Source organism: Enterococcus sp. FZMF, assembly GCF_030263915.1.
GTDB lineage: Bacteria > Bacillota > Bacilli > Lactobacillales > Enterococcaceae > Enterococcus_D > Enterococcus_D casseliflavus.
Map to the genome: position 1 here is coordinate 3,361,368 of NZ_CP127160.1, position 22,086 is coordinate 3,383,453.

Below are 22,086 nucleotides of genomic sequence, written 5' to 3' on the forward strand. Positions count from 1 at the left end.
CTGCAAACAAAAGCTAAGTTGACCGTCTTAATGTTTTTTTTGTAATTAAGTTTCTGAAATTTTCAACAAAAAAAAGAGACGTTCCGTCTCTTAATCACAACTTTGAATGACTGCTATCATCCCGCTGCTAAAGGAAAAACCTGCTGTTTGTTTCAGAAATTCATTGCTGGCATAAGAAGTTGGGTACGGCACTTGGACGTTTTCTAATAAATACTTGCTACCTGTCAACGTCAAATCTGTTACCGGCGTCAAACAGCAGTACGCCAAATACTGCATCTCGGGTTCTTTTTCCAATTGATAGGTGCCTGGTAAAAAGAACTGAACGACATTTTGACGATCTAAAAAACGCAGATTTGGGGCAAATGGACGAAACCGATCTTCTAAAGGCAGCCATAGATTGGCTAAAAGATGGTCGAGACGTCCTCCTGTTGCACCAATCAAGTCGATTTGCGCTTCTGGATAGCGACGCAACGTCTCCACCAATGCCAATTGGGTATCTGTATCATCTTTTTCAGCAGGCGCTTGGATCACTGTGTTGACTTGTTGTTTGACTGCTTGCAGTTCGCCTGCGGTCAAAGAGTCGAAATCACCAATCGCTAGATCGACTGGCCGTTGGTGCTGAAGCAAAAACAATGCCCCACGATCAATCCCAATGTATTTGTCATACGTCATCAGCGGTGGCCAATTTTCAGGGCGCCCCCCTGCTGCTAACAAAATCTTCATTTATTGCAAAGCTTCTTTCAAGGCTCTGATTTGTGCTGCAGGTTCATCGGCATCGTAAATATAGCTTCCTGCTACGAAGACATTTGCACCTGCTTCCAGGCAACGTTTGGCTTTTTCAGGAACGATCCCGCCATCTACCTCGATATCATAATGGTAGCCTTTTTCTTCTTTTAAAGCAGCCAGTACCGCAATTTTTTCTAGTGATTCTTCAATAAAGGATTGCCCACCAAACCCTGGATTGACCGTCATGACTAACACTTGATCACACATGGATAAAACATGTTCAATGGCTGATACTGGTGTGCCTGGGTTGATGACGATTTCTGCTTTGACATTTTCTGCCACAATCATTTGGATCGCACGATGGATATGAGGTGTTGCTTCCGCGTGGATCCCAATGATATCTGCCCCAGCTTCTGCGAAGGCATGGATATACTTTTCTGGTTCGGTGATCATTAAGTGAACATCCAACGGCAGTTTGGTAACTGGGCGAATCGCTTTAACGATGTTTGGGCCTAAGGTAATATTAGGGACGAAATGACCGTCCATCACGTCTACGTGAATATAATCTGCGCCATGGCGCTCTACCAGCTCAATGTCTCTTTGAAGATTTGCAAAATCGGCACTTAAAATAGATGGTGCTAGTTTTATCATGCTTTTCCCTCACTTTTTCTTCTTTTTATAAACCGGACGTCGGTTTTCAATCTCTTCTAAAAATTGCACGTAATTCTTATAACGAGTCTCGGCAATCTCATTTGCTGCAACCCCCTGCTTAACTGCACAATCAGGTTCATTAAGGTGCATACATTCCCTAAAACGACAGTTGGCAGCTACCGCTAAAAAGTCAGGAAATAGTTTGGGTAACTCCACCGCTTCGATTTCCAAAAAGTCGATCGAACTAAATCCTGGTGTATCGGCAACCAATCCATCACAAATCGGCAAGAGCTCCACATGACGGGTCGTATGTTTCCCCCGCCCGAGAGATTCTGAGATCACTCCTGTTTCCAATGCCAATTCTGGGACGATCCGATTCAGCAATGTCGACTTTCCAGCACCGGATTGCCCCATAAAGACGGTGATCCGCTCAGGAAAGTACCGTTGAAGTTCCAATAGATCTTCGCCTTCTGCTTTTGACGTGATCACGTGGTAGCCAATTGCTTGATAGGTCTCCTCAATTGCTTTCATTGCGGCAAGATCTTTCACAAGATCCGCTTTTGTCAAAAAGATGATCGGTTCGATCCCCTCATACTCTAACGTCACTAAAAAGCGATCCAATAGGTTATAGGAGAAGTTCGGCTCAACTAGACTTGTCACGACCACCCCTTGATCCACATTTGCGACTGGCGGTCGAACCAGCTCATTTTTTCGCGGCAAGATCTCTAAAAGATAACCGTCTGTTTGATTGCTGCTTTCAAAGATCACTTCATCCCCCACCAAAGGAGTGATTTTTCGATTCCGAAAATTTCCTCGAGCGCGGGTTTGAAAGATTTCATCTTCTGATGCCACATAATAAAATCCGCTTAGCGCTTTGATGATTTTTCCCTTCAAACAATTTCCTCCTCGTTTTTTACTATTGTATCATATTTTCAGGTCTTCTCACTGGCTGAAAACACAAAAAAAGCCTGAAGCGAATGCTTCAGGCATCAAAAAATCGGGAAGACAGGATTCGAACCTGCGACCCCTTGGTCCCAAACCAAGTGCTCTACCAAGCTGAGCTACTTCCCGATAATAAAAATGAAACAAATAAAAAGACTACGCGCCCAAGAGGAGTCGAACCCCTAACCTTTTGATCCGTAGTCAAACACTCTATCCAATTGAGCTATGGGCGCATATTATGAAATGCCGAGGACCGGAATCGAACCGGTACGGTGATCACTCACCGCAGGATTTTAAGTCCTGTGCGTCTGCCAGTTCCGCCACCCCGGCTGAAAATTGCTAAGGCAAAGCGGAAAACGGGGTTCGAACCCGCGACCCCCACCTTGGCAAGGTGGTGCTCTACCACTGAGCTATTTCCGCATATTCCTGATGCCGGCTAAAGGACTTGAACCCTCGACCCTCTGATTACAAATCAGATGCTCTACCAACTGAGCTAAGCCGGCAATGAAGTGCGGGTGAAGGGACTTGAACCCCCACGCCCGAAGGCGCTAGATCCTAAATCTAGTGCGTCTGCCAATTCCGCCACACCCGCATAGGTTATTACTATGAGTCGTACAGGGCTCGAACCTGTGACCCTCTGATTAAAAGTCAGATGCTCTACCAACTGAGCTAACGACTCATATGGGGGTTAACGGGATCGAACCGCTGACCCTCTGCTTGTAAGGCAGATGCTCTCCCAGCTGAGCTAAACCCCCATAAGGTAAAAAAAACGCGTGGCGACGTCCTACTCTCACAAAGGGAAACCCTTCACTACAATCGGCGCTAAGAAGCTTAACTTCTGTGTTCGGCATGGTTACAGGTGTATCCTTCTTGCTATCGCCACCACACTATTCAATTGAGTAAGTGTTGCTCACTCAAAACTGGATCGAAGAATCAAAACTCTACGAGTTTACATGTTTTTTCTTTTTGGTTAAGTCCTCGATCGATTAGTATCAGTCCGCTCCAACCATCACTGGCCTTCCACTTCTGACCTATCTACCTGATCATCTCTCAGGGATCTTACTTTCTTAAAGAAATGGGAAATCTCATCTTGAGGTGGGCTTCACACTTAGATGCTTTCAGCGTTTATCCCTTCCCTACATAGCTACCCAGCGATGCCTCTGGCGAGACAACTGGTACACCAGCGGTAAGTCCATCCCGGTCCTCTCGTACTAAGGACAGCTCCTCTCAAATTTCCAACGCCCGCGACGGATAGGGACCGAACTGTCTCACGACGTTCTGAACCCAGCTCGCGTGCCGCTTTAATGGGCGAACAGCCCAACCCTTGGGACCGACTACAGCCCCAGGATGCGACGAGCCGACATCGAGGTGCCAAACCTCCCCGTCGATGTGGACTCTTGGGGGAGATAAGCCTGTTATCCCCAGGGTAGCTTTTATCCGTTGAGCGATGGCCCTTCCATGCGGAACCACCGGATCACTAAGCCCGACTTTCGTCCCTGCTCGAGTTGTAGCTCTCGCAGTCAAGCTCCCTTCTGCCTTTACACTCTTCGAATGATTTCCAACCATTCTGAGGGAACCTTTGGGCGCCTCCGTTACCTTTTAGGAGGCGACCGCCCCAGTCAAACTGCCCATCTGACACTGTCTCCCAGCCCGATAAGGGCTGCGGGTTAGAGTGGCCATAACGCAAGGGTAGTATCCCACCATTGCCTCCATCGAAACTGGCGTCCCGATCTCTACGGCTCCTACCTATCCTGTACATGCGGTACAGACACTCAATATCAAACTACAGTAAAGCTCCATGGGGTCTTTCCGTCCTGTCGCGGGTAACCTGCATCTTCACAGGTACTAAAATTTCACCGAGTCTCTCGTTGAGACAGTGCCCAAATCGTTACGCCTTTCGTGCGGGTCGGAACTTACCCGACAAGGAATTTCGCTACCTTAGGACCGTTATAGTTACGGCCGCCGTTTACTGGGGCTTCAATTCGTACCTTCGCTTACGCTAAGCACTCCTCTTAACCTTCCAGCACCGGGCAGGCGTCAGCCCCTATACGTCATCTTTCGATTTTGCAGAGACCTGTGTTTTTGATAAACAGTCGCTTGGGCCTATTCACTGCGGCTGCTCGTTAGAGCAGCACCCCTTCTCCCGAAGTTACGGGGTCATTTTGCCGAGTTCCTTAACGAGAGTTCTCTCGCTCACCTTAGGATTCTCTCCTCGACTACCTGTGTCGGTTTGCGGTACGGGCCGTTGTTTTCTCACTAGAAGCTTTTCTTGGCAGTGTGACATCAGAAGCTTCGGTACTATTATTTCCCTCCTCATCACAGCTTGTCCGTATAGGTAGAAGCATTTGACTCCTACCAAGACTTACTGCTTGAACAGACATATCCATCAGTCTGCACTTCTTAGCCTCCTGCGTCCCTCCATTGCTCAAACAAAAACAACGGGTACAGGAATATCAACCTGTTGTCCATCGCCTACGCCTGTCGGCCTCGGCTTAGGTCCCGACTAACCCTGGGCGGACGAGCCTTCCCCAGGAAACCTTAGTCATTCGGTGGACAGGATTCTCACCTGTCTTTCGCTACTCATACCGGCATTCTCACTTCTAAGCGCTCCAGCAGTCCTCACGATCTGCCTTCAACGCCCTTAGAACGCTCTCCTACCAATGCACCTCATGGTGCACTCCACAGCTTCGGTAAACTATTTAGCCCCGGTACATTTTCGGCGCAGGGTCACTCGACTAGTGAGCTATTACGCACTCTTTAAATGGTGGCTGCTTCTAAGCCAACATCCTAGTTGTCTGTGCAACCCCACATCCTTTTCCACTTAATAGTTATTTGGGGACCTTAGCTGGTGGTCTGGGCTGTTTCCCTTTCGACTATGGATCTTATCACTCACAGTCTGACTCCCGGATATGAATGAATGGCATTCGGAGTTTATCTGAATTCGGTAACCCGAGATGGGCCCCTAGTCCAAACAGTGCTCTACCTCCATCATTCTCAATTCCGAGGCTAGCCCTAAAGCTATTTCGGAGAGAACCAGCTATCTCCAAGTTCGTTTGGAATTTCTCCGCTACCCACACCTCATCCCCGCACTTTTCAACGTACGTGGGTTCGGTCCTCCAGTGCGTTTTACCGCACCTTCAACCTGGACATGGGTAGATCACATGGTTTCGGGTCTACGACAACATACTCATTCGCCCTATTCAGACTCGCTTTCGCTACGGCTCCGTCTCTTCAACTTAACCTCGCATGCTATCGTAACTCGCCGGTTCATTCTACAAAAGGCACGCTATCACCCATTAACGGGCTCTAACTTGTTGTAGGCACACGGTTTCAGGATCTATTTCACTCCCCTTCCGGGGTGCTTTTCACCTTTCCCTCACGGTACTGGTTCACTATCGGTCACTAGGGAGTATTTAGCCTTGGGAGATGGTCCTCCCGGATTCCGACGGAATTCCTCGTGTTCCGCCGTACTCAGGATCCTCCTAGGTGTTATCCAAATTTCGCCTACGGGGTTTTTACCCTCTTTGACATACTTTTCCAAGTATTTCGACTATCTGAATAGACTACCATATCGGAGTCCTACAACCCCAACAAGCAAGCTTGTTGGTTTGGGCTTTTCCCGTTTCGCTCGCCGCTACTCAGGGAATCGAATTTTCTTTCTCTTCCTGCAGGTACTTAGATGTTTCAGTTCTCTGCGTCTACCTCGACTGCGCTATGTATTCACGCAGACGTAACATCCTATAAAAGATGCTGGGTTCCCCCATTCGGAAATCTCTGGATCATAGCTTACTTACAGCTCCCCAAAGCATATCGGTGTTAGTCCCGTCCTTCATCGGCTCCTAGTGCCAAGGCATCCACCGTGCGCCCTTATTCACTTAACCTTTGACCTTACGGTCGGTTTTGAGTACTTCTTCTAGCGATAGAAGGTTGCTCAAGAAAATAAGCGTTGAACTTATTAAAAAACTCTTTTAACATTTCAACTCGGTGTGTGTTACTTGTTTTGATTATTTCTTCGATATCCAGTTTTCAATGAACAAATTTTGTTTGAGAGTAAACCTCTCAAAACTGAACAAAGGCAAACGATGTGTAGTCTTCCGAAATATTCCTTAGAAAGGAGGTGATCCAGCCGCACCTTCCGATACGGCTACCTTGTTACGACTTCACCCCAATCATCTATCCCACCTTAGGCGGCTGGCTCCAAAAAGGTTACCTCACCGACTTCGGGTGTTACAAACTCTCGTGGTGTGACGGGCGGTGTGTACAAGGCCCGGGAACGTATTCACCGCGGCGTGCTGATCCGCGATTACTAGCGATTCCGGCTTCATGTAGGCGAGTTGCAGCCTACAATCCGAACTGAGAGAAGCTTTAAGAGATTAGCTTAGCCTCGCGACTTCGCAACTCGTTGTACTTCCCATTGTAGCACGTGTGTAGCCCAGGTCATAAGGGGCATGATGATTTGACGTCATCCCCACCTTCCTCCGGTTTGTCACCGGCAGTCTCGCTAGAGTGCCCAACTAAATGATGGCAACTAACAATAAGGGTTGCGCTCGTTGCGGGACTTAACCCAACATCTCACGACACGAGCTGACGACAACCATGCACCACCTGTCACTTTGCCCCCGAAGGGGAAGCTCTATCTCTAGAGTGGTCAAAGGATGTCAAGACCTGGTAAGGTTCTTCGCGTTGCTTCGAATTAAACCACATGCTCCACCGCTTGTGCGGGCCCCCGTCAATTCCTTTGAGTTTCAACCTTGCGGTCGTACTCCCCAGGCGGAGTGCTTAATGCGTTTGCTGCAGCACTGAAGGGCGGAAACCCTCCAACACTTAGCACTCATCGTTTACGGCGTGGACTACCAGGGTATCTAATCCTGTTCGCTCCCCACGCTTTCGAGCCTCAGCGTCAGTTACAGACCAGAGAGCCGCCTTCGCCACTGGTGTTCCTCCATATATCTACGCATTTCACCGCTACACATGGAATTCCACTCTCCTCTTCTGCACTCAAGTCTCCCAGTTTCCAATGACCCTCCCCGGTTGAGCCGGGGGCTTTCACATCAGACTTAAGAAACCGCCTGCGCTCGCTTTACGCCCAATAAATCCGGACAACGCTTGCCACCTACGTATTACCGCGGCTGCTGGCACGTAGTTAGCCGTGGCTTTCTGGTTAGATACCGTCAAGGGATGAACATTTTACTCTCATCCTTGTTCTTCTCTAACAACAGAGTTTTACGATCCGAAAACCTTCTTCACTCACGCGGCGTTGCTCGGTCAGACTTTCGTCCATTGCCGAAGATTCCCTACTGCTGCCTCCCGTAGGAGTCTGGGCCGTGTCTCAGTCCCAGTGTGGCCGATCACCCTCTCAGGTCGGCTATGCATCGTTGCCTTGGTGAGCCGTTACCTCACCAACTAGCTAATGCACCGCGGGTCCATCCATCAGTGACGCAAAAGCGCCTTTCAACTTTCTTCCATGCGGAAAATAGTGTTATACGGTATTAGCACCTGTTTCCAAGTGTTATCCCCTTCTGATGGGCAGGTTACCCACGTGTTACTCACCCGTTCGCCACTCTTTTTCTTTCGGTGGAGCAAGCTCCGGTGAAAGAAAAAGCGTTCGACTTGCATGTATTAGGCACGCCGCCAGCGTTCGTCCTGAGCCAGGATCAAACTCTCATAATGATTTGTTTGAATGACCATACGGTCATTAAGCTCATAAAAATTAACTTTGCTAGCTATTGCTTGCATGTATTTGTTTCAATAAATTGAAACGTCCTACACATTGGTTCGTTTGCTTGCTTTGTTCAGTTTTCAAAGGTCTACCGTGCTGTGTTAGCAACTTTTATATCATATCAGAGCGACGTTTGATTGTCAACTCTTTTTTAAAAGTTTTTTTTCGCTCGTTGTTTTTCAACTTCGTAGCGGCTATCTCAGCGACTTAATTAGAATAACAAATGATTTGTTATTTGTCAACAACTTTTTTAATTAATTTTGTTGATGTATCAACATCAATTAACTGTTTTAAAATTGCGACTTCGTTATAATATCATCTGTCGAGCTGTGCGTCAACTACTTTTTTCAATTCTTTTTAGGAATTCATTTAGTCATTTGGCACATGTAATAATATACCAAGACTTATGCTATTCGTCAACCATAAAATGATTGATAGACCAACGTTTCTAGTTACTCCGTTTCCAAAGATGATTCGTGATTTTTAGTCCGTGATTTCCGCCTTTTTTAAGGACTTTTTCCGTTATTATTAGCCTATCGTTCGTCTTTTTCCTTTTTGTGTTTTCTTAATTCCTATCATTCTTATAAATTTAAGTATGATTTTATCTATTTTGTGGAATATTTGCTAAAATGGAGAAAAGAATATTGTTCCTAGGAGGACCCAGTATGAAAATACTTGTAGCAGATGATGACAAAGAGATCGTAGAACTATTAAGCATTTACTTACACAATGAAGGCTATGAATCAGTCAAAGCATACGATGGAAAAGAAGCACTGACCAAGATTCGCACCACTTCTGATATCGAGCTATTGATCTTAGATATCATGATGCCTGAAATGGACGGCATGCAAGTCGTCAAAGAATTGAGAAAAGAATCCCAAATCCCCATTATTATGTTGACCGCTAAAACAACCGATATGGATAAGATTCGTGGATTGGTCGCCGGTGCTGATGATTATGTCACCAAACCTTTCAATCCATTAGAAGTCATGGCACGGGTAAAATCGTTATTGAGAAGAACCAAGATGCAGGCTGCTTCAAATCAACCAGAGATTCTGGAAGTAAGCTCCCTTATCATCAACCGCGATTCTCATGAAGTAAAAACGGTGGATGGCAATGAGATCCAATTGACCGCATTAGAATTTGGCATCCTCTACTTATTGGCATCGCATCCCAACCGTGTCTTTAGCGCCGATGAGATTTTTGAACGAGTTTGGAAACAAGAAAGTGTCGTTTCTGCCAAAACAGTGATGGTCCATGTCAGTCACTTGCGAGATAAGATCGAAGAAGCCACGGATGGTGAAAAAGTCATCCAAACAGTATGGGGGGTCGGCTACAAAATAGATGCGAAGTAAACCAACTGAAAAAAAGCGCAACACACCAATCGAAAAAAAGAAACGGATCACGTTGACCTCAAAGGAAATCAGTGAGTTATTTGCTGAAGGAATTGTAACGATTGTTCTTTTACTTCTATTAAATGTCGCTATTTTGGTCATCTTGACCTCAATACGAGAAAACTCACCGGTTTTAGTCGAAGCGATCTATGAATCAAAGAATGCGTTCACGGCTGCCTTCAACACAGATATCTTCCGCAGTGGTCGCAACTTCATTCTACCGATGTTCTTCCTATTAGATGTGATCGTCTTATATTGGCGTTTGATTCGACGTTACCATCAAATGCAGCTACGTCACATTATCAGCGAGCTGCACTTTATCGCAGAAGGCAACTACGATCATCGCATCCCCTTCGAGTTACGGGGCGATTTAAGTCGGATCGTTTCTAATATCAATGGCTTAGTCGACAGTACGGTGGCGGCGATCGAAGATGAACGGCGGATCGAGCAATCCAAAGATGAGCTGATCACCAATGTCAGTCATGACATTCGGACACCATTGACTTCGATCATCGGCTACTTAGGTCTAATTGAAGATCGACAATACCATTCGGAAGAAGAATTGCTGAAATATACTCATACGGCGTATGTCAAAGCCAAACAAATGAAATCCCTCGTCGATGATTTGTTTGAATACACGAAAGTGCGTCAGCCTAGCGTGCCCATTAATGTGATGGAATTTGATATGGCCCAGCTGGTTGAACAATTGGCGGCGGACTTTGAATTAGAAGCTAGCCGAAAAGGCATCAAGATCGAAACCTACACCCGTCCAGAGCATATCGAAATGGATGGCGATACCGAAAAACTGGTACGAGTTTTCAACAACCTGCTGTCAAATGCCTTGAAATACGGCAAAGGCGCCGATAAGATCCGCATGGAGGTCGAGAAAGTCGGAACCGAAGCGATCTTAACCGTCAAAAACAATGGGCAGATGATCCCTAAGCAAGCCCTTGATTCTCTATTCGACCGTTTCTACCGAGTGGAAGAATCCCGCTCTCAAGAAACAGGAGGAACTGGCTTAGGTCTAGCGATCGCTCAAAGCATCGTCGCCTTACATGGCGGCTATATCTATGCCAAATCAACGCCAGAATGGACGTCCTTTATTATTCATCTCCCGTTGAAGCGCAACAATTTGTCCAACACACAAACCTATGGTTGACGCCCCAACATTTTTTGGGTATGCTAAAGAAAATAATCAAGGCACAGAACCTAGTATATTTTTTTCATCTAGTAAAGAGAGCTGATGGTTGGTGAAAATCAGTGTTGGAAAAAATAGAATCCAGTTCTTTAACGTGTATTTTTCGAAAGAAAAATCGTTGGCTCACGATACGAGCAGCAAGGGCAGCGCAAGCTGAACTTGGGTGGCACCGCGAATGGTCATTTCGTCCCAAGCAACACGGGATCGGAATGGCCTTTTTTCTATGGAAAAATCAAAGGAGGATGTATCACTATGTTAGATGTAAAAATGATTCGCCAAAATTTTGCTGAAGTACAAAGCAAACTCGCAACACGAGGCGTGCAAAAAGAAGTATTGGACCGCTTTTTAACGCTTGACGAACGTCGCAGAGAACTCTTAGTCCAAACGGAAGAACGCAAGAAATTGCGCAACGATGTTTCTAGTGAGATCGCTGCCTTGAAACGGGCAAAAGAAGACGCGGCTGATAAAATTGCCCAAATGAAAGAAGTCGGCAACCAAATCAAGCAATTGGATGAAGAGATCGCTCAAATTGATGAAGACATCAAAGAGATCGCCACAACATTGCCGAATTTGCCAAATGATTCTGTTCCAGTGGGCAAGGATGAAGACGACAATGTAGAAATCCGCCGCTGGGCAGAACCAAAAGCCTTTGCCTTTGAACCAAAACCCCATTGGGAGATCGCAGAAGAGTTGGGGATCCTCGACTTTGAGCGGGGTGCCAAAGTTTCTGGCAGCCGCTTTGTTTACTACAAAGGCTTAGGTGCTCGTTTGGAACGTGCCTTATACAACTTCATGCTGGATCAGCATGTCTATGAGCATGGCTATACCGAGATGATCACCCCTTATATCGTCAATAGCCAAGCAATGTTTGGCACGGGGCAATTTCCAAAGTTCAAAGAAGATGTTTTCCAATTGGCAGACACGGATTTGACTTTGATTCCAACTGCTGAAGTACCTTTGACCAATTACTATCAAGGGGAGATCTTAGAACAAGAACAGCTCCCTGCCTACTTCACTGCCTTGAGCCCATCATTTCGTTCAGAAGCTGGCAGCGCTGGTCGTGATACCCGCGGCTTGATTCGTCTGCACCAATTCAATAAAGTTGAAATGGTGAAATTCAGTGATGCTGACCATTCTTATGAAGAATTAGAAAAGATGACGGCTAATGCCGAAGATATTTTGCAAAAACTCAACTTACCTTACCGAGTGCTTAGCTTGTGTACAGGAGATATGGGCTTTTCTGCGGCGAAGACCTATGATTTAGAGGTATGGATCCCTGCTCAGGAAATGTATCGTGAGATCAGCTCTTGCTCAAACTGTGAAGATTTCCAAGCACGCCGTGCCATGATCCGTTACCGCGATCAAGAGGGCAAGATTCACTACATGCATACACTAAATGGTTCTGGTCTGGCTGTCGGTCGGACGGTAGCCGCAGTGCTTGAAAATTATCAAAACGAAGACGGCAGTGTAACGGTACCAGAAGTTCTGGTTCCTTACATGGGCGGACTGACAAAAATCGAAAAAGCCTAAGCCTTAGTACCCTTAATTGCACCCCCTTCGTAACAGTCACTCCACGTGATCTGTTACGAAGGGGTTTTCTAGTTCACCTAATAGATAGTGGTTGCAAAAGACCCCCTAACGCCCTTGATCATTTCTTGCAAGAGAAACAACGCAACAAGGCTGTAATTTTTAAATGAATAATTAGAAAAATCCCTTCATCTTTTTAAGTCTCTATCAGAAACCGGGCATGATCGTTGAAAGTACCTGTGACTTATGGTAACGTGGGCATAATTTAGGATGGAATGAAGGGAGCTTCACCAATGCCCGAGCGAAAGACCTATGCCCGTCGGAGTGACTTGCACAAGAAACCAAACAATAATCAAAAACGAACAGCGTCAGCTGAAGAAAGACCGAAAGGACCAGCCTCGAGAAAGAAGCCGTATCGAAAAGCAATTTTTTCCTTATTCGCCTTATTATTAATCGTTTTGATCGCGACGGCTGGCTCAGTCCTTTACACGTTACACCAGCAAGAAGTCGCAGCCCAAGAAAAATATGAGGCGGCTGCGGAGAAATTACTGGCATCAATCCAAGCAGAACAAAGTCAAAATGGGTTAAAAACAACGCCTGAAGTGCTCTCCAAAGGCGCAACCAAAGAATTGATCTACCGCCCGCAAGACCTTGATACATTTCCCATCAAAGATATCAAAGAACGGTTGACACAAGCCGCTGATCACTTGCGTAAAAAACAAACGAATAAAGAAGTCGTCACCGTTGCCCGCATCCAAGCACAAGCAGCGGCTTCAAAGGTGTCTACTTATTCATTGAAAGCCGACAGTTATGTGTGGAATCGAGAAACCGGACGTTTTGAAGATGCGGACAGTCTAACGGATGCACCGATCTTCGTATCAGAGAAGACGCAAACCGAATTGTCTTTGAAAGAACTGGTTCCTGATGAAGGCAGCTTATTAGGTATTCAACAAGTCATTCAGCAGAAACTGCTGGATCAAGCCAAAGAACCCGCCAAAATCATCGACGCCGTCTTGGCCATGGAGCGGATCACCTTCGATTCGAAATTTACTTACGATCCAGAGAAGCTGACCATCGAATTGCCAAAAAATCAGACGGGAGCGACGGAAATCACCCTGTCTTACAGCGAGATCGCCCCATTCATTGATCCTGATCTCGTGGCTGCTGACCAACTCAACAATGCCTTGCCAAGTTTAGACCCCAATAAAAAATACGTGGCATTGACCTTTGATGATGGACCCAACAGTACCTCCACCATGGATCTGTTGAACATCTTACAAGAAAATGACGTTAAAGCGACCTTCTTTATGCTGGGACAAATGGTAGAGCAATATCCGCAAGCTGCTAAAAAAGTCCAAGAAGCTGGACACGAGATCGCCAGTCATTCTTACTCTCATCCACAGCTGAATACTCTTTCAGCGGAAGATTTGCAGGCAGAAGTCACAAAAACCAACAAAGCCATTTATAATGCGACGGGTTTACTACCTAGAAATTTACGGCCCCCTTATGGCGCTATCGACAAACAAAGCGCAGAAACCATTGGCATGCCGATCATTCAATGGGACATCGATTCTCAAGACTGGAAATTGAAGGATCCGAAGAAGATCAATGCCTTGGTGCAACAAAATGTCTTTAATGGTGCCATGATCTTGATCCATGATATTCACCCGAAATCTGTGAAAGCCGTACCGGGAGTCATTAAATTGCTCAAAAACGAAGGCTACGAATTCGTGACTGTCGATCAATTATTAGAAGCACGGCAAAAACCATTGCATCAATACTTTGGGATGAACGACGAGCGCCTCGTTGACTAAATAAAAAAAGGAACGCAGCAAATTGTCTCTTGCTGCGTTCCTTTTTGGTTATTGGATCGTTCCCTCTTTTTTTAGCCCTTCTTATCCTCATATACATTAGTCACAAAAATTTGGATCAACAGTTCAGCGACAGCTTTTGGCGACATCGTTGAGAAATCTTTGAGCCAGCGTTCGATCAACCCGATAGACCCGCAGACAAAAAAGCTAAGACACAGTTCCAATTCTTCCTCGGAAGCATCTTGAAAGTATTGGGCAAACCGTTTCAAGGTCTCCGGTTTGATCTCTGACAATAAAAGATTCAGCAAATGGCTGTTGTTCAACAAAATCAAATGGGTCGTACTAGGATTCTCATACAAAATCGTCAACAGCTTTTCCAACCAAAGATCCAATGACAAATTTTCCTGCTGCAAGTTCGATGCGATCTGCTCAACAAGCTCCCCTTCGATTTCCTCCAACAACGCGGCCGTATCCTTATAATATTTATAAAATGTTCCTCGGTTGATATCGGCTCGTTCCGCAATCTCTTTGATCGTGATTTTGCGGTACTCTTTTTCCAACAATAACTCCTGAAAGGCGCGTCGGATCACTTTTTTCGAGTAGATCGTTCGACGATTCCCCACAGTCCCCACCATATCGTTTCCCCTTTTCTCTGTACATTTGATCAATATTTGTCTATTTAATGACAAATAGGTAAGCATTGAGGATTGCTCTTACTTTTCTTTCTTAGTATACTAACACCATGTGATTAAATCAACACGTGTTTAAAAAATGGAGGCTTTATTAATGAGTTATGTTGAAGTAAAGAATGAATATAAACGCTATCAGATGGGCGAAACCACCATCACTGCCAACAACGATCTTTCCTTTGCCATTGAAGAAGGCGAATTAGTGGTGATCCTTGGCCCCAGTGGTGCAGGAAAATCGACCGTTTTGAATATTTTAGGCGGGATGGATTCGCCAGATGAAGGACAAATCATTATCGACAATGTCGATATCGCGAAGTTTAACGACAAACAGCTGACGGAATACCGCCGCAAAGACGTCGGGTTCGTCTTCCAATTTTATAATTTGGTGCCGAACCTGACAGCGAAAGAAAACATTGAATTGGCAACAGAAGTCTCACCGAATGCACTCGATCCTGATGAAGTCTTAGCACAAGTCGGGTTAGAAAACCGTAAAAACAACTTTCCTTCGCAGCTCTCTGGTGGGGAACAGCAGCGGGTATCGATCGCTCGGGCGTTAGCCAAAAACCCGAAACTGCTATTATGCGATGAACCAACCGGTGCGCTGGATTTTGAAACAGGCAAACAAGTGTTGAAGCTTTTGCAAAACGCCAGTCGGAAAAACGGCAATACGGTGTTGATCATTACCCATAACAGCGCCATTGCCCCGATTGCCGATCGGGTGATCCATATCAACGATGCCACTGTCCGTTCCATTGAAGAGAATCCTCATCCAATCTCGATCGATGAAATCGTTTGGTAGGAGGATCTGATGAAAAATAAAACTTATCTTAAAGCAAGTTTGCGGGAGATTCGCCAATCAAAAGGTCGCTTTATCGCAATCACCTTGATCATTTTTTTAGGAACGTTTCTCTTTGTCGGTGTCAAAGCGACGGGACCGATCCTGAACCATTCCGCGAGTGAATATGTCAACGGTCAGCATTTAGCAGATCTGCAAGTCACTTCCACGCTGGGATTGACGGAGGACGACATTGATGCGGCGGAAAAAAGCGGTGCGCACACAGAAGCCGCCTATCAATTTTATTACGCTGCCAATTCAGATGAAGTCGTGCAAGTGACCTCTTATGATCCCTCACAGGAACTCAACCAGCTACTGGTGAAGGACGGCCGACTGCCAGAAAAAGCCGATGAAATCGTGCTGGACACCGAAGCAAAAAATTATGGCTGGCAAATAGGGGATACTTTTACGATCGATGATGCCGATAATCTGTCGGACAAAGACTATATGGTCGTTGGGTTCGCCACCTCTCCCATTTATATCAGTGCTGCCGAACGTGGCTATGCGAATGTCGGCAGCGGTGTCGTGACGTATTTTGCTTATGTACCGGAAGAACAGTTCAAGATGGAGGTCAAATCGATCCTTTATCTCGCCTTTGATGATGTCGCAGGCCTTGAAACATACTCCGATGCGTATACCGACAAGATGGCAGCCCATCAAGAAACGATTGAGGAACTGTTTGCGGATCGCCCTAAAGAACGCTTAGCAGAAATTCAGCAAGATGCTTTTGATGAATTAGCGCCTGCAGAAAAAGAAGTCCGCGATGGACAAAAACAGTTAGCTGATGGACAAGCCCAACTGGATCAGGCCAAAGCGGAACTAGAACAACAGCAAGCCGCCCTGGCACAGCTGCCGCCCGTACAACAAGCAGCCCTCGAAGGCCAATTGACCGCTGGGGAAGAAGAATTGGCTCAGCAGCAAACCCAATTAGATGAACAGCAACAAGAACTAACCGATGCCCAACAAACACTGGCAGAAAAACGTACAGAGATCGAAGACTTGGCAGAACCTACGTATCTTTACAACCAACGCAAAGACAACCCCGGTTTCCAAGAGTATGGCGGGCTGTCTGATCGCATCGCAGCGATCGCCAATGTGTTTCCTGTCTTCTTCTTCTTTATCGCTGCGTTGATCACCTTTACGACACTGACGCGGATGGTAGAAGAAAACCGCAAAGAGATCGGTACCTTAAAAGCGATGGGCTATGGCAAAGTCGAGATCTCCCTTAAATATTTGATTTATGCCCTCCTGTCTTCGGCCATTGGCATTATCAGTGGTGCCGTATTAGGGACGGAACTGTTGCCGCGTTTGATTTATTTTCTATCCAGCGAACGGTATCTTTTAGACGGGATTCGCGTCTATTATGTCTGGTCGCCAATTATTTTGGCCGCGATCGCCTTTTTACTGGCGACGCTCGGTGCTTGCCTCTTTGTTTTGATCAAAGAATTGCGGGAAAAACCTGCCCAGCTACTGCAAGTTCGGGCGCCAAAACCTGGGAAACGGATTTTATTAGAGGCCATTACACCCTTATGGTCACGTTTAAGCTTCAATCAAAAAGTCAGCTTCCGTAACATCTTCCGCTACAAATCGCGAATGATCATGGCAATCATTGGCATCGCCGGCTGTACGGGACTGATGGTGGCAGGCGTTGGGTTGAAAGATTCCTTAAGTGCTGTGACTGCGAAACAATTTGGGCCCATTACGGATTATCAAGCCGTCGTGACCTTAAATGATGCGAAGGAAGAAACCGTTGCTGCCGCTGAAACGGTTTTAACAGACGATCCTCTTGTGACCCATTCGATGCTAGTCTACAATGAAACGATCGAGATTCGACCAGCTAACCAAGGAAAACAAAGTTTGACCTTGATGGTTCCGGCAGATCAAGAAGCTTTTACCGACTATGTCCATTTGAAAACGACGGAAGGGCAGAAGCTGCCATTAACAGAAGGCGCCGTACTGACTATGAAATACGCAGAATTGTATGATCTGCAGGTTGGGGATACATTGACCTTCTATACTAGCGATCAAGAAGCTTTTGAAGTACCTATCAGCGGCATCGCAGAAAACTATTTAGGCAATTCTCTGTATCTGTCACCGACTCTTTACGAAGAAATCACCGACAGTGCCTTTGAACCGAATGCGTTCTTAGTCAAAAGCAAGACGATGACGAAAAAACAAGAGGAAGCTTTATCAACAGCCTTGTTAGCTACCGACAAAGTCAAAAACACGACGTTCCTTTCCACTCAGATCAAAATGCAGGATGATTCGATGGGCAACTTGAACTCCATTGTCTTGATCTTAGTTGTACTATCAGGGGCATTAGCCTTTGTCGTCTTGTATAACTTGACCAACATCAATGTTTCCGAGCGGATTCGCGAGCTTTCTACTATTAAAGTATTAGGGTTTTACAATAAAGAAGTCACCATGTACATCGTACGGGAAAATATCGTCTTTACGTTATTTGGGATTCTCGCTGGCTACGTGGTAGGTTACTTCTTGACTGACTTTATTTTGATCCAAGCTTCGATGGAAAACATGGTCTTTCCATTAGTGATCAATTGGCCGGCCTATGCTTTAGCCGGCGGCATGACGATTCTCTTTACGATCATCGTGATGTACGTCACCCATGTGAAACTGACTCATGTCAACATGATCGATGCGTTGAAATCAAACGAATAAGCTGCTGCTAAAGCGATTTGCTGATCATCAAGCAGCGATTTTAAAGAAAAGAACGCCACTCTTGCCTAGATAGCTGAGAGTGACGTTCTTTTTTGAACAAATAATCCCCCCTGTCCACTTTTGAACAGAGGGGGCGTTGGTTTTCACGTGAAACATTTTATGATTTTACAGAGTAGTTTGGTGCTTCTTTCGTGATTTGAACATCGTGGGGATGTGATTCTTTTAGTCCGTTGCCGCTCATTTGGATGAATTGTGCTTCATCACGTAATTGCTGTAGATTGCCAGCACCGACATAACCCATCCCTGATTTCAAGCCGCCGATCATTTGGAAGATGATATCAGAAACGCTGCCTTTATAAGCGACACGCCCTTCGATGCCTTCTGGAACCAATTTGTTGGCTTCGTTTACGCCACCTTGGAAGTAACGGTCGCTGGAGCCTTTTTCCATTGCCCCCAGTGAACCCATTCCGCGGTACGTTTTGAAGCGACGGCCTTGGTAGATTTCAAATTCACCTGGTGATTCATCGGTTCCTGCCAACATGCTGCCTAGCATTACGGCATGTCCGCCAGCTGCTAAAGCTTTGACGATATCCCCAGAGTATTTGATCCCACCATCGGCAATGATTGCTTTGCCGTATTGACGTGCCACAGAGGCTGCATCATAGATCGCGGTCAATTGAGGAACTCCGACACCGGCTACCACCCGAGTAGTACAGATCGAACCTGGACCAATCCCGACTTTTACGACATCGACACCAGCATCATACAATGCTTTCGTGCCTTCTGCAGTGGCAACATTTCCCGCAATCAATGTCGCTTCTGGGAAATGCGCACGAATTTCAGAGATTTTGCGTAAAACACCCGCACTGTGTCCGTGGGCAGTATCAATAACGATCGCGTCCACGCCTGCATCCAATAATGCTTGTGCTCGCTCAAAGGTATCGCTGGTAACGCCGACTGCCGCTGCCACTAATAGGCGTCCATGCGTGTCTTTGGCTGCATTCGGGAATTCGATCACTTTTTCAATATCTTTGATAGTGATCAAACCGCTTAAGATCCCTGCTTCATCAACGATCGGTAATTTTTCGATCTTGTGTTGTTGTAAGATTTTTTCAGCGTCTTTCAACGACGTACCGACAGGTGCTGTGATCAATTGGTCTTTGGTCATCACATCATTGATCGGCATCGTATAATCCGTGACAAAACGCATGTCGCGGTTCGTGATGATACCGACTAATTTGCGGTTTTCCATCGTTTCTACGATCGGTACCCCGCTGATGCGGTACTTGCTCATCAAATGTTCTGCATCAGCAACTAAGTGGCTTGGTGTTAAGAAAAACGGATCGATGATCACGCCGCTTTCAGAACGTTTTACTTTGCGCACTTCATCTGCTTGCGCTGCGATACTCATGTTTTTGTGAATCACGCCAAGTCCGCCTTGACGCGCCATTGAGATCGCCATTTTACTATCAGTTACGGTATCCATACTGGCACTTATGATTGGAATATTTAGTGTAATATTCGGGGCAAGCTGCACTTTCATATCCACGTCATTTGGCAAGACGTGACTTTCTGCCGGAATCAATAAGACATCATCAAACGTTAACCCTTTTTTTACAAATTTGGTTTCCCAGTTGGACATTTTTGTAACCACTCCTTAAAGTTTTTAGGTATTTTAAAAAAAATAGCAAAGATTTTTTCATAAGTCAACCATTCGGAAAGCTTTCTTAATAATCCTCTTCAAACCTTTGGTCAAATCTCATAATTCGCCATTTTTTCTAAAAAAAAACACGCTGATCGTGCGGTCTTTTTTAACAAAAGAAGGCGCACGATCAACGTGTAGCCATCAGCCTCTAGGAACAGACAGACTGCTGATGATATTGTATTTGCGTTTCAAGTAGTACTTCGCTGCTAATGCCACTGCCCCGATCAAGGCTTCGATCACAGGGTCCACTTGTGGATTCAATGGTGGTTGGATCATCGCAGAAAGCGAGATCACAACGATCCATAGCATGAAGGCTGCGACTAAAATCAAAATGATCTTCCACATCTTCGGCCGTTTGCTCTTATCGGCACCTGGGCGTTCATATTGATACATGTATTTGTACATCAAGTAGAAGACCCAACCAGCAAGCATCGCCATCAAGAAGAGGGTCAATAAGCCATAAGGTTGTGCTTGTCCTCTAGTAAAGATCCCCATAACCCCTAACATCAAGCCAAAGATCCCTAAAATCAGCAAGGTGTTATCCAACCACATCAAGAAGGGGCCGGATTCTTTTTGCTCAACGGGTTTGTTGATGATGGCTTCGGTACGTTCAGACACTGTACCAAATAATTGGCGGGCCGTTTTGCCGCCTTTTTGTTCTTTGACTAAGACCGGCAGCATCTCATGCAAGGCAATCGTTTTTTCTTCTTCAGAAAGGTTGGCTGCCTCTAGCGATTTTTTTAAATCAAATATATATTGTTGGTTTCGTTTTGTTAATTGTTGTTCTAATTCACGATTTTCGGAAACATAATTTCGCAGAGTTTCTGGTTCCATGAATTGATTCTCCCTTCTGCGTTTTCTTCACAATGGACATTTTACCACAAATTCACTGGGAAGAAAGCCCTTTATACGTTAAAACGGAACAACATCACGTCGCCATCTTGCACGACATAATCTTTTCCTTCCAAACGTACCCGACCGGCTTCTTTGGCCGCTTGCATCGTGCCGTATTGGTTCAGATCTTCAAAGGAAACAGTTTCCGCACGAATAAAGCCGCGCTCAAAGTCCGTATGGATGATCCCCGCTGCTTGCGGTGCTTTGATGCCTTTACGGAACGTCCACGCACGCACTTCTTGTTCACCAGCGGTAAAGTACGTTGCTAGACCTAGTAAATCATAGGCAGCACGAATCAATTGATCCAACCCTGATTCTTCAATTCCTAATGCTTCTAAAAACTCTGCTTTGTCTTCTTCTTCCAGCTCAGCGATCTCTTCTTCAGCACGAGCACTGATGACGATCACTTCCGCATTTTCGCTTGCTGCAAATTCTTTCACTTTGTTGACATAGTCATTGGTTTCATAGTCCGCCACGTCTTCTTCTGCTACGTTGGCAACGTATAAAACTGGTTTGGTCGTTAGTAAAAACAAACTTTTGACGATGCGCTGTTCTTCATCTGTAAATTCGATCGAACGAGCTGAGATCCCTTCTTCTAGGACCGGTTTGATTTTATCAAGAACGGCCAATTCCGCAACCGCATCTTTGTCTTTGGTTTTGGCAATTTTTGCGACCCGAGTATAGCGCTTGTTGACGGATTCTAAATCCGCTAAAACCAACTCCAAGTTGATGGTGTCGATATCAGCTAATGGGTCCACGCGGCCTTCCACGTGGGTGATGTTGTCGTCGTCGAAACAACGAACGACATGACAGATCGCATCCACTTGGCGGATATGGCTCAAAAATTGGTTCCCTAATCCTTCCCCTTTGCTGGCACCGCGGACGATTCCAGCAATATCCGTAAATTCAAAGGTGGTTGGGACTGTCTTTTTCGGACGGACTAATTCTGTTAAACGCTGTAAGCGCCAATCTGGCACTTCCACCATTCCTACATTCGGATCGATCGTCGCAAACGGATAGTTTGCGGCTTCTGCTCCTGCTTTGGTTATTGCATTAAATAAAGTAGATTTGCCCACATTTGGCAATCCAACGATTCCGGCAGTTAACGCCATGCTTCACTTCACTCTTTCTCTTTTTTTTCTAGGATTTTCTTCATCTTTTTATCAAATTCTCGGCGCGTCATCATGACGATGTGGCCGCAATTCGTACACTTTATTTTGATGTCTGCCCCCATGCGGATGATTTCCCAACGATTGGCTTTGCAGGCATGCGGTTTTTTCATTTCGACAATATCCCCAAGATCATACATCTTTATC

The 22,086-nt window shown here is 45.8% G+C and carries 14 protein-coding genes, 8 tRNA genes, 3 rRNA genes and 1 other annotated feature; of the genes, 6 read left to right on the plus strand and 19 right to left on the minus strand.

Going from position 1 to position 22,086, the window contains the following annotated elements:
• Positions 1 to 90: 90 nt before the first annotated feature.
• From QN079_RS16375 to QN079_RS16440, 14 genes are all read right to left on the minus strand, one after another.
• Entirely contained in the window at positions 91 to 723 is a 633-nt protein-coding gene (locus tag QN079_RS16375) for a thiamine diphosphokinase (protein ID WP_289230164.1), read from the minus strand.
• Entirely contained in the window at positions 724 to 1,377 is a 654-nt protein-coding gene (gene rpe / locus QN079_RS16380) for a ribulose-phosphate 3-epimerase (RefSeq protein WP_289230165.1), read from the minus strand.
• Positions 1,378 to 1,386: 9 nt separating this feature from the next.
• Positions 1,387 to 2,271, minus strand: coding sequence for a ribosome small subunit-dependent GTPase A (rsgA, locus tag QN079_RS16385; protein ID WP_074934251.1), 885 nt, complete (start codon positions 2,269 to 2,271; stop codon positions 1,387 to 1,389).
• A gap of 103 nt (positions 2,272 to 2,374) precedes the next feature.
• Positions 2,375 to 2,448, minus strand: a tRNA-Pro gene (locus QN079_RS16390).
• Positions 2,449 to 2,478: 30 nt separating this feature from the next.
• A tRNA-Arg gene (locus tag QN079_RS16395) sits at positions 2,479 to 2,552 on the minus strand.
• An 11-nt stretch (positions 2,553 to 2,563) separates the two neighbouring features.
• Positions 2,564 to 2,649: transfer RNA gene (locus tag QN079_RS16400), tRNA-Leu, on the minus strand.
• A gap of 18 nt (positions 2,650 to 2,667) precedes the next feature.
• Positions 2,668 to 2,739, minus strand: a tRNA-Gly gene (locus tag QN079_RS16405).
• 10 nt (positions 2,740 to 2,749) lie between these two features.
• Positions 2,750 to 2,822: transfer RNA gene (locus QN079_RS16410), tRNA-Thr, on the minus strand.
• A 7-nt stretch (positions 2,823 to 2,829) separates the two neighbouring features.
• Positions 2,830 to 2,911 (minus strand) — tRNA-Leu (locus QN079_RS16415).
• Between the two features lie 14 nt (positions 2,912 to 2,925).
• Positions 2,926 to 2,998 (minus strand) — tRNA-Lys (locus QN079_RS16420).
• A 3-nt stretch (positions 2,999 to 3,001) separates the two neighbouring features.
• Positions 3,002 to 3,074: transfer RNA gene (locus tag QN079_RS16425), tRNA-Val, on the minus strand.
• Between the two features lie 16 nt (positions 3,075 to 3,090).
• A 5S ribosomal RNA gene (rrf, locus tag QN079_RS16430) occupies positions 3,091 to 3,206 on the minus strand.
• Positions 3,207 to 3,285: 79 nt separating this feature from the next.
• A 23S ribosomal RNA gene (locus QN079_RS16435) occupies positions 3,286 to 6,200 on the minus strand.
• Between the two features lie 229 nt (positions 6,201 to 6,429).
• Positions 6,430 to 7,989, minus strand: a 16S ribosomal RNA gene (locus QN079_RS16440).
• The 16S, 23S and 5S rRNA genes sit together here with 8 tRNA genes alongside, the layout of an rRNA operon.
• A gap of 714 nt (positions 7,990 to 8,703) precedes the next feature.
• Between QN079_RS16440 and croR the strand changes: the two genes are divergently transcribed.
• From croR to QN079_RS16460, 4 genes are all read left to right on the plus strand, one after another.
• Positions 8,704 to 9,393: a response regulator transcription factor CroR gene (gene croR, locus QN079_RS16445; protein ID WP_008376963.1), complete on the plus strand. Its 690-nt coding sequence runs from the start codon at positions 8,704 to 8,706 to the stop codon at positions 9,391 to 9,393.
• Positions 9,383 to 10,591, plus strand: a complete 1,209-nt coding sequence (locus QN079_RS16450) for a sensor histidine kinase (RefSeq protein ID WP_005226244.1) — start codon at positions 9,383 to 9,385, stop codon at positions 10,589 to 10,591. Before croR ends, QN079_RS16450 begins: the two co-directional genes overlap by 11 nt.
• Positions 10,592 to 10,626: 35 nt before the next feature.
• Positions 10,627 to 10,825 (plus strand) — a binding site (T-box leader).
• A gap of 57 nt (positions 10,826 to 10,882) precedes the next feature.
• Positions 10,883 to 12,160: a serine--tRNA ligase gene (serS, locus tag QN079_RS16455; protein WP_289230166.1), complete on the plus strand. Its 1,278-nt coding sequence runs from the start codon at positions 10,883 to 10,885 to the stop codon at positions 12,158 to 12,160.
• Positions 12,161 to 12,450: 290 nt separating this feature from the next.
• Positions 12,451 to 13,971: a polysaccharide deacetylase family protein gene (locus QN079_RS16460; RefSeq protein ID WP_289230167.1), complete on the plus strand. Its 1,521-nt coding sequence runs from the start codon at positions 12,451 to 12,453 to the stop codon at positions 13,969 to 13,971.
• Between the two features lie 71 nt (positions 13,972 to 14,042).
• On the opposite strand, the gene QN079_RS16465 is transcribed toward QN079_RS16460, so the two are convergent.
• Complete coding sequence (locus tag QN079_RS16465; protein ID WP_010748456.1) at positions 14,043 to 14,669, minus strand: TetR/AcrR family transcriptional regulator; 627 nt, start codon at positions 14,667 to 14,669, stop codon at positions 14,043 to 14,045.
• An 85-nt stretch (positions 14,670 to 14,754) separates the two neighbouring features.
• On the opposite strand from QN079_RS16465, the gene QN079_RS16470 reads away from it, so the two are divergent.
• The gene (locus QN079_RS16470) at positions 14,755 to 15,456 is read left to right on the plus strand and encodes an ABC transporter ATP-binding protein (protein WP_010748457.1); all 702 of its coding nucleotides are present in this window, start codon (positions 14,755 to 14,757) and stop codon (positions 15,454 to 15,456) included.
• Positions 15,457 to 15,465: 9 nt separating this feature from the next.
• On the plus strand, positions 15,466 to 18,171 hold the full coding sequence (locus tag QN079_RS16475) for an FtsX-like permease family protein (RefSeq protein ID WP_289230168.1): 2,706 nt from the start codon (positions 15,466 to 15,468) through the stop codon (positions 18,169 to 18,171).
• A 157-nt stretch (positions 18,172 to 18,328) separates the two neighbouring features.
• Here the strand turns inward: QN079_RS16475 and guaB are convergent, their stop codons facing one another.
• The 4 genes from guaB to QN079_RS16495 form a co-directional block, all read right to left on the minus strand.
• The gene (gene guaB, locus QN079_RS16480; RefSeq protein ID WP_005226250.1) at positions 18,329 to 19,813 is read right to left on the minus strand and encodes an IMP dehydrogenase; all 1,485 of its coding nucleotides are present in this window, start codon (positions 19,811 to 19,813) and stop codon (positions 18,329 to 18,331) included.
• Between the two features lie 204 nt (positions 19,814 to 20,017).
• Positions 20,018 to 20,710, minus strand: a complete 693-nt coding sequence (locus QN079_RS16485; RefSeq protein WP_005226251.1) for a DUF1129 domain-containing protein — start codon at positions 20,708 to 20,710, stop codon at positions 20,018 to 20,020.
• A 71-nt stretch (positions 20,711 to 20,781) separates the two neighbouring features.
• Positions 20,782 to 21,882 carry a redox-regulated ATPase YchF gene (gene ychF, locus QN079_RS16490; RefSeq protein ID WP_005226252.1) on the minus strand — a complete coding sequence of 367 codons (1,101 nt, stop codon included), beginning with the start codon at positions 21,880 to 21,882 and terminating at the stop codon, positions 20,782 to 20,784.
• Between the two features lie 8 nt (positions 21,883 to 21,890).
• Complete coding sequence (locus QN079_RS16495) at positions 21,891 to 22,079, minus strand: DUF951 domain-containing protein (RefSeq protein ID WP_005226253.1); 189 nt, start codon at positions 22,077 to 22,079, stop codon at positions 21,891 to 21,893.
• Between the last annotated feature and the right edge of the window lie 7 nt (positions 22,080 to 22,086).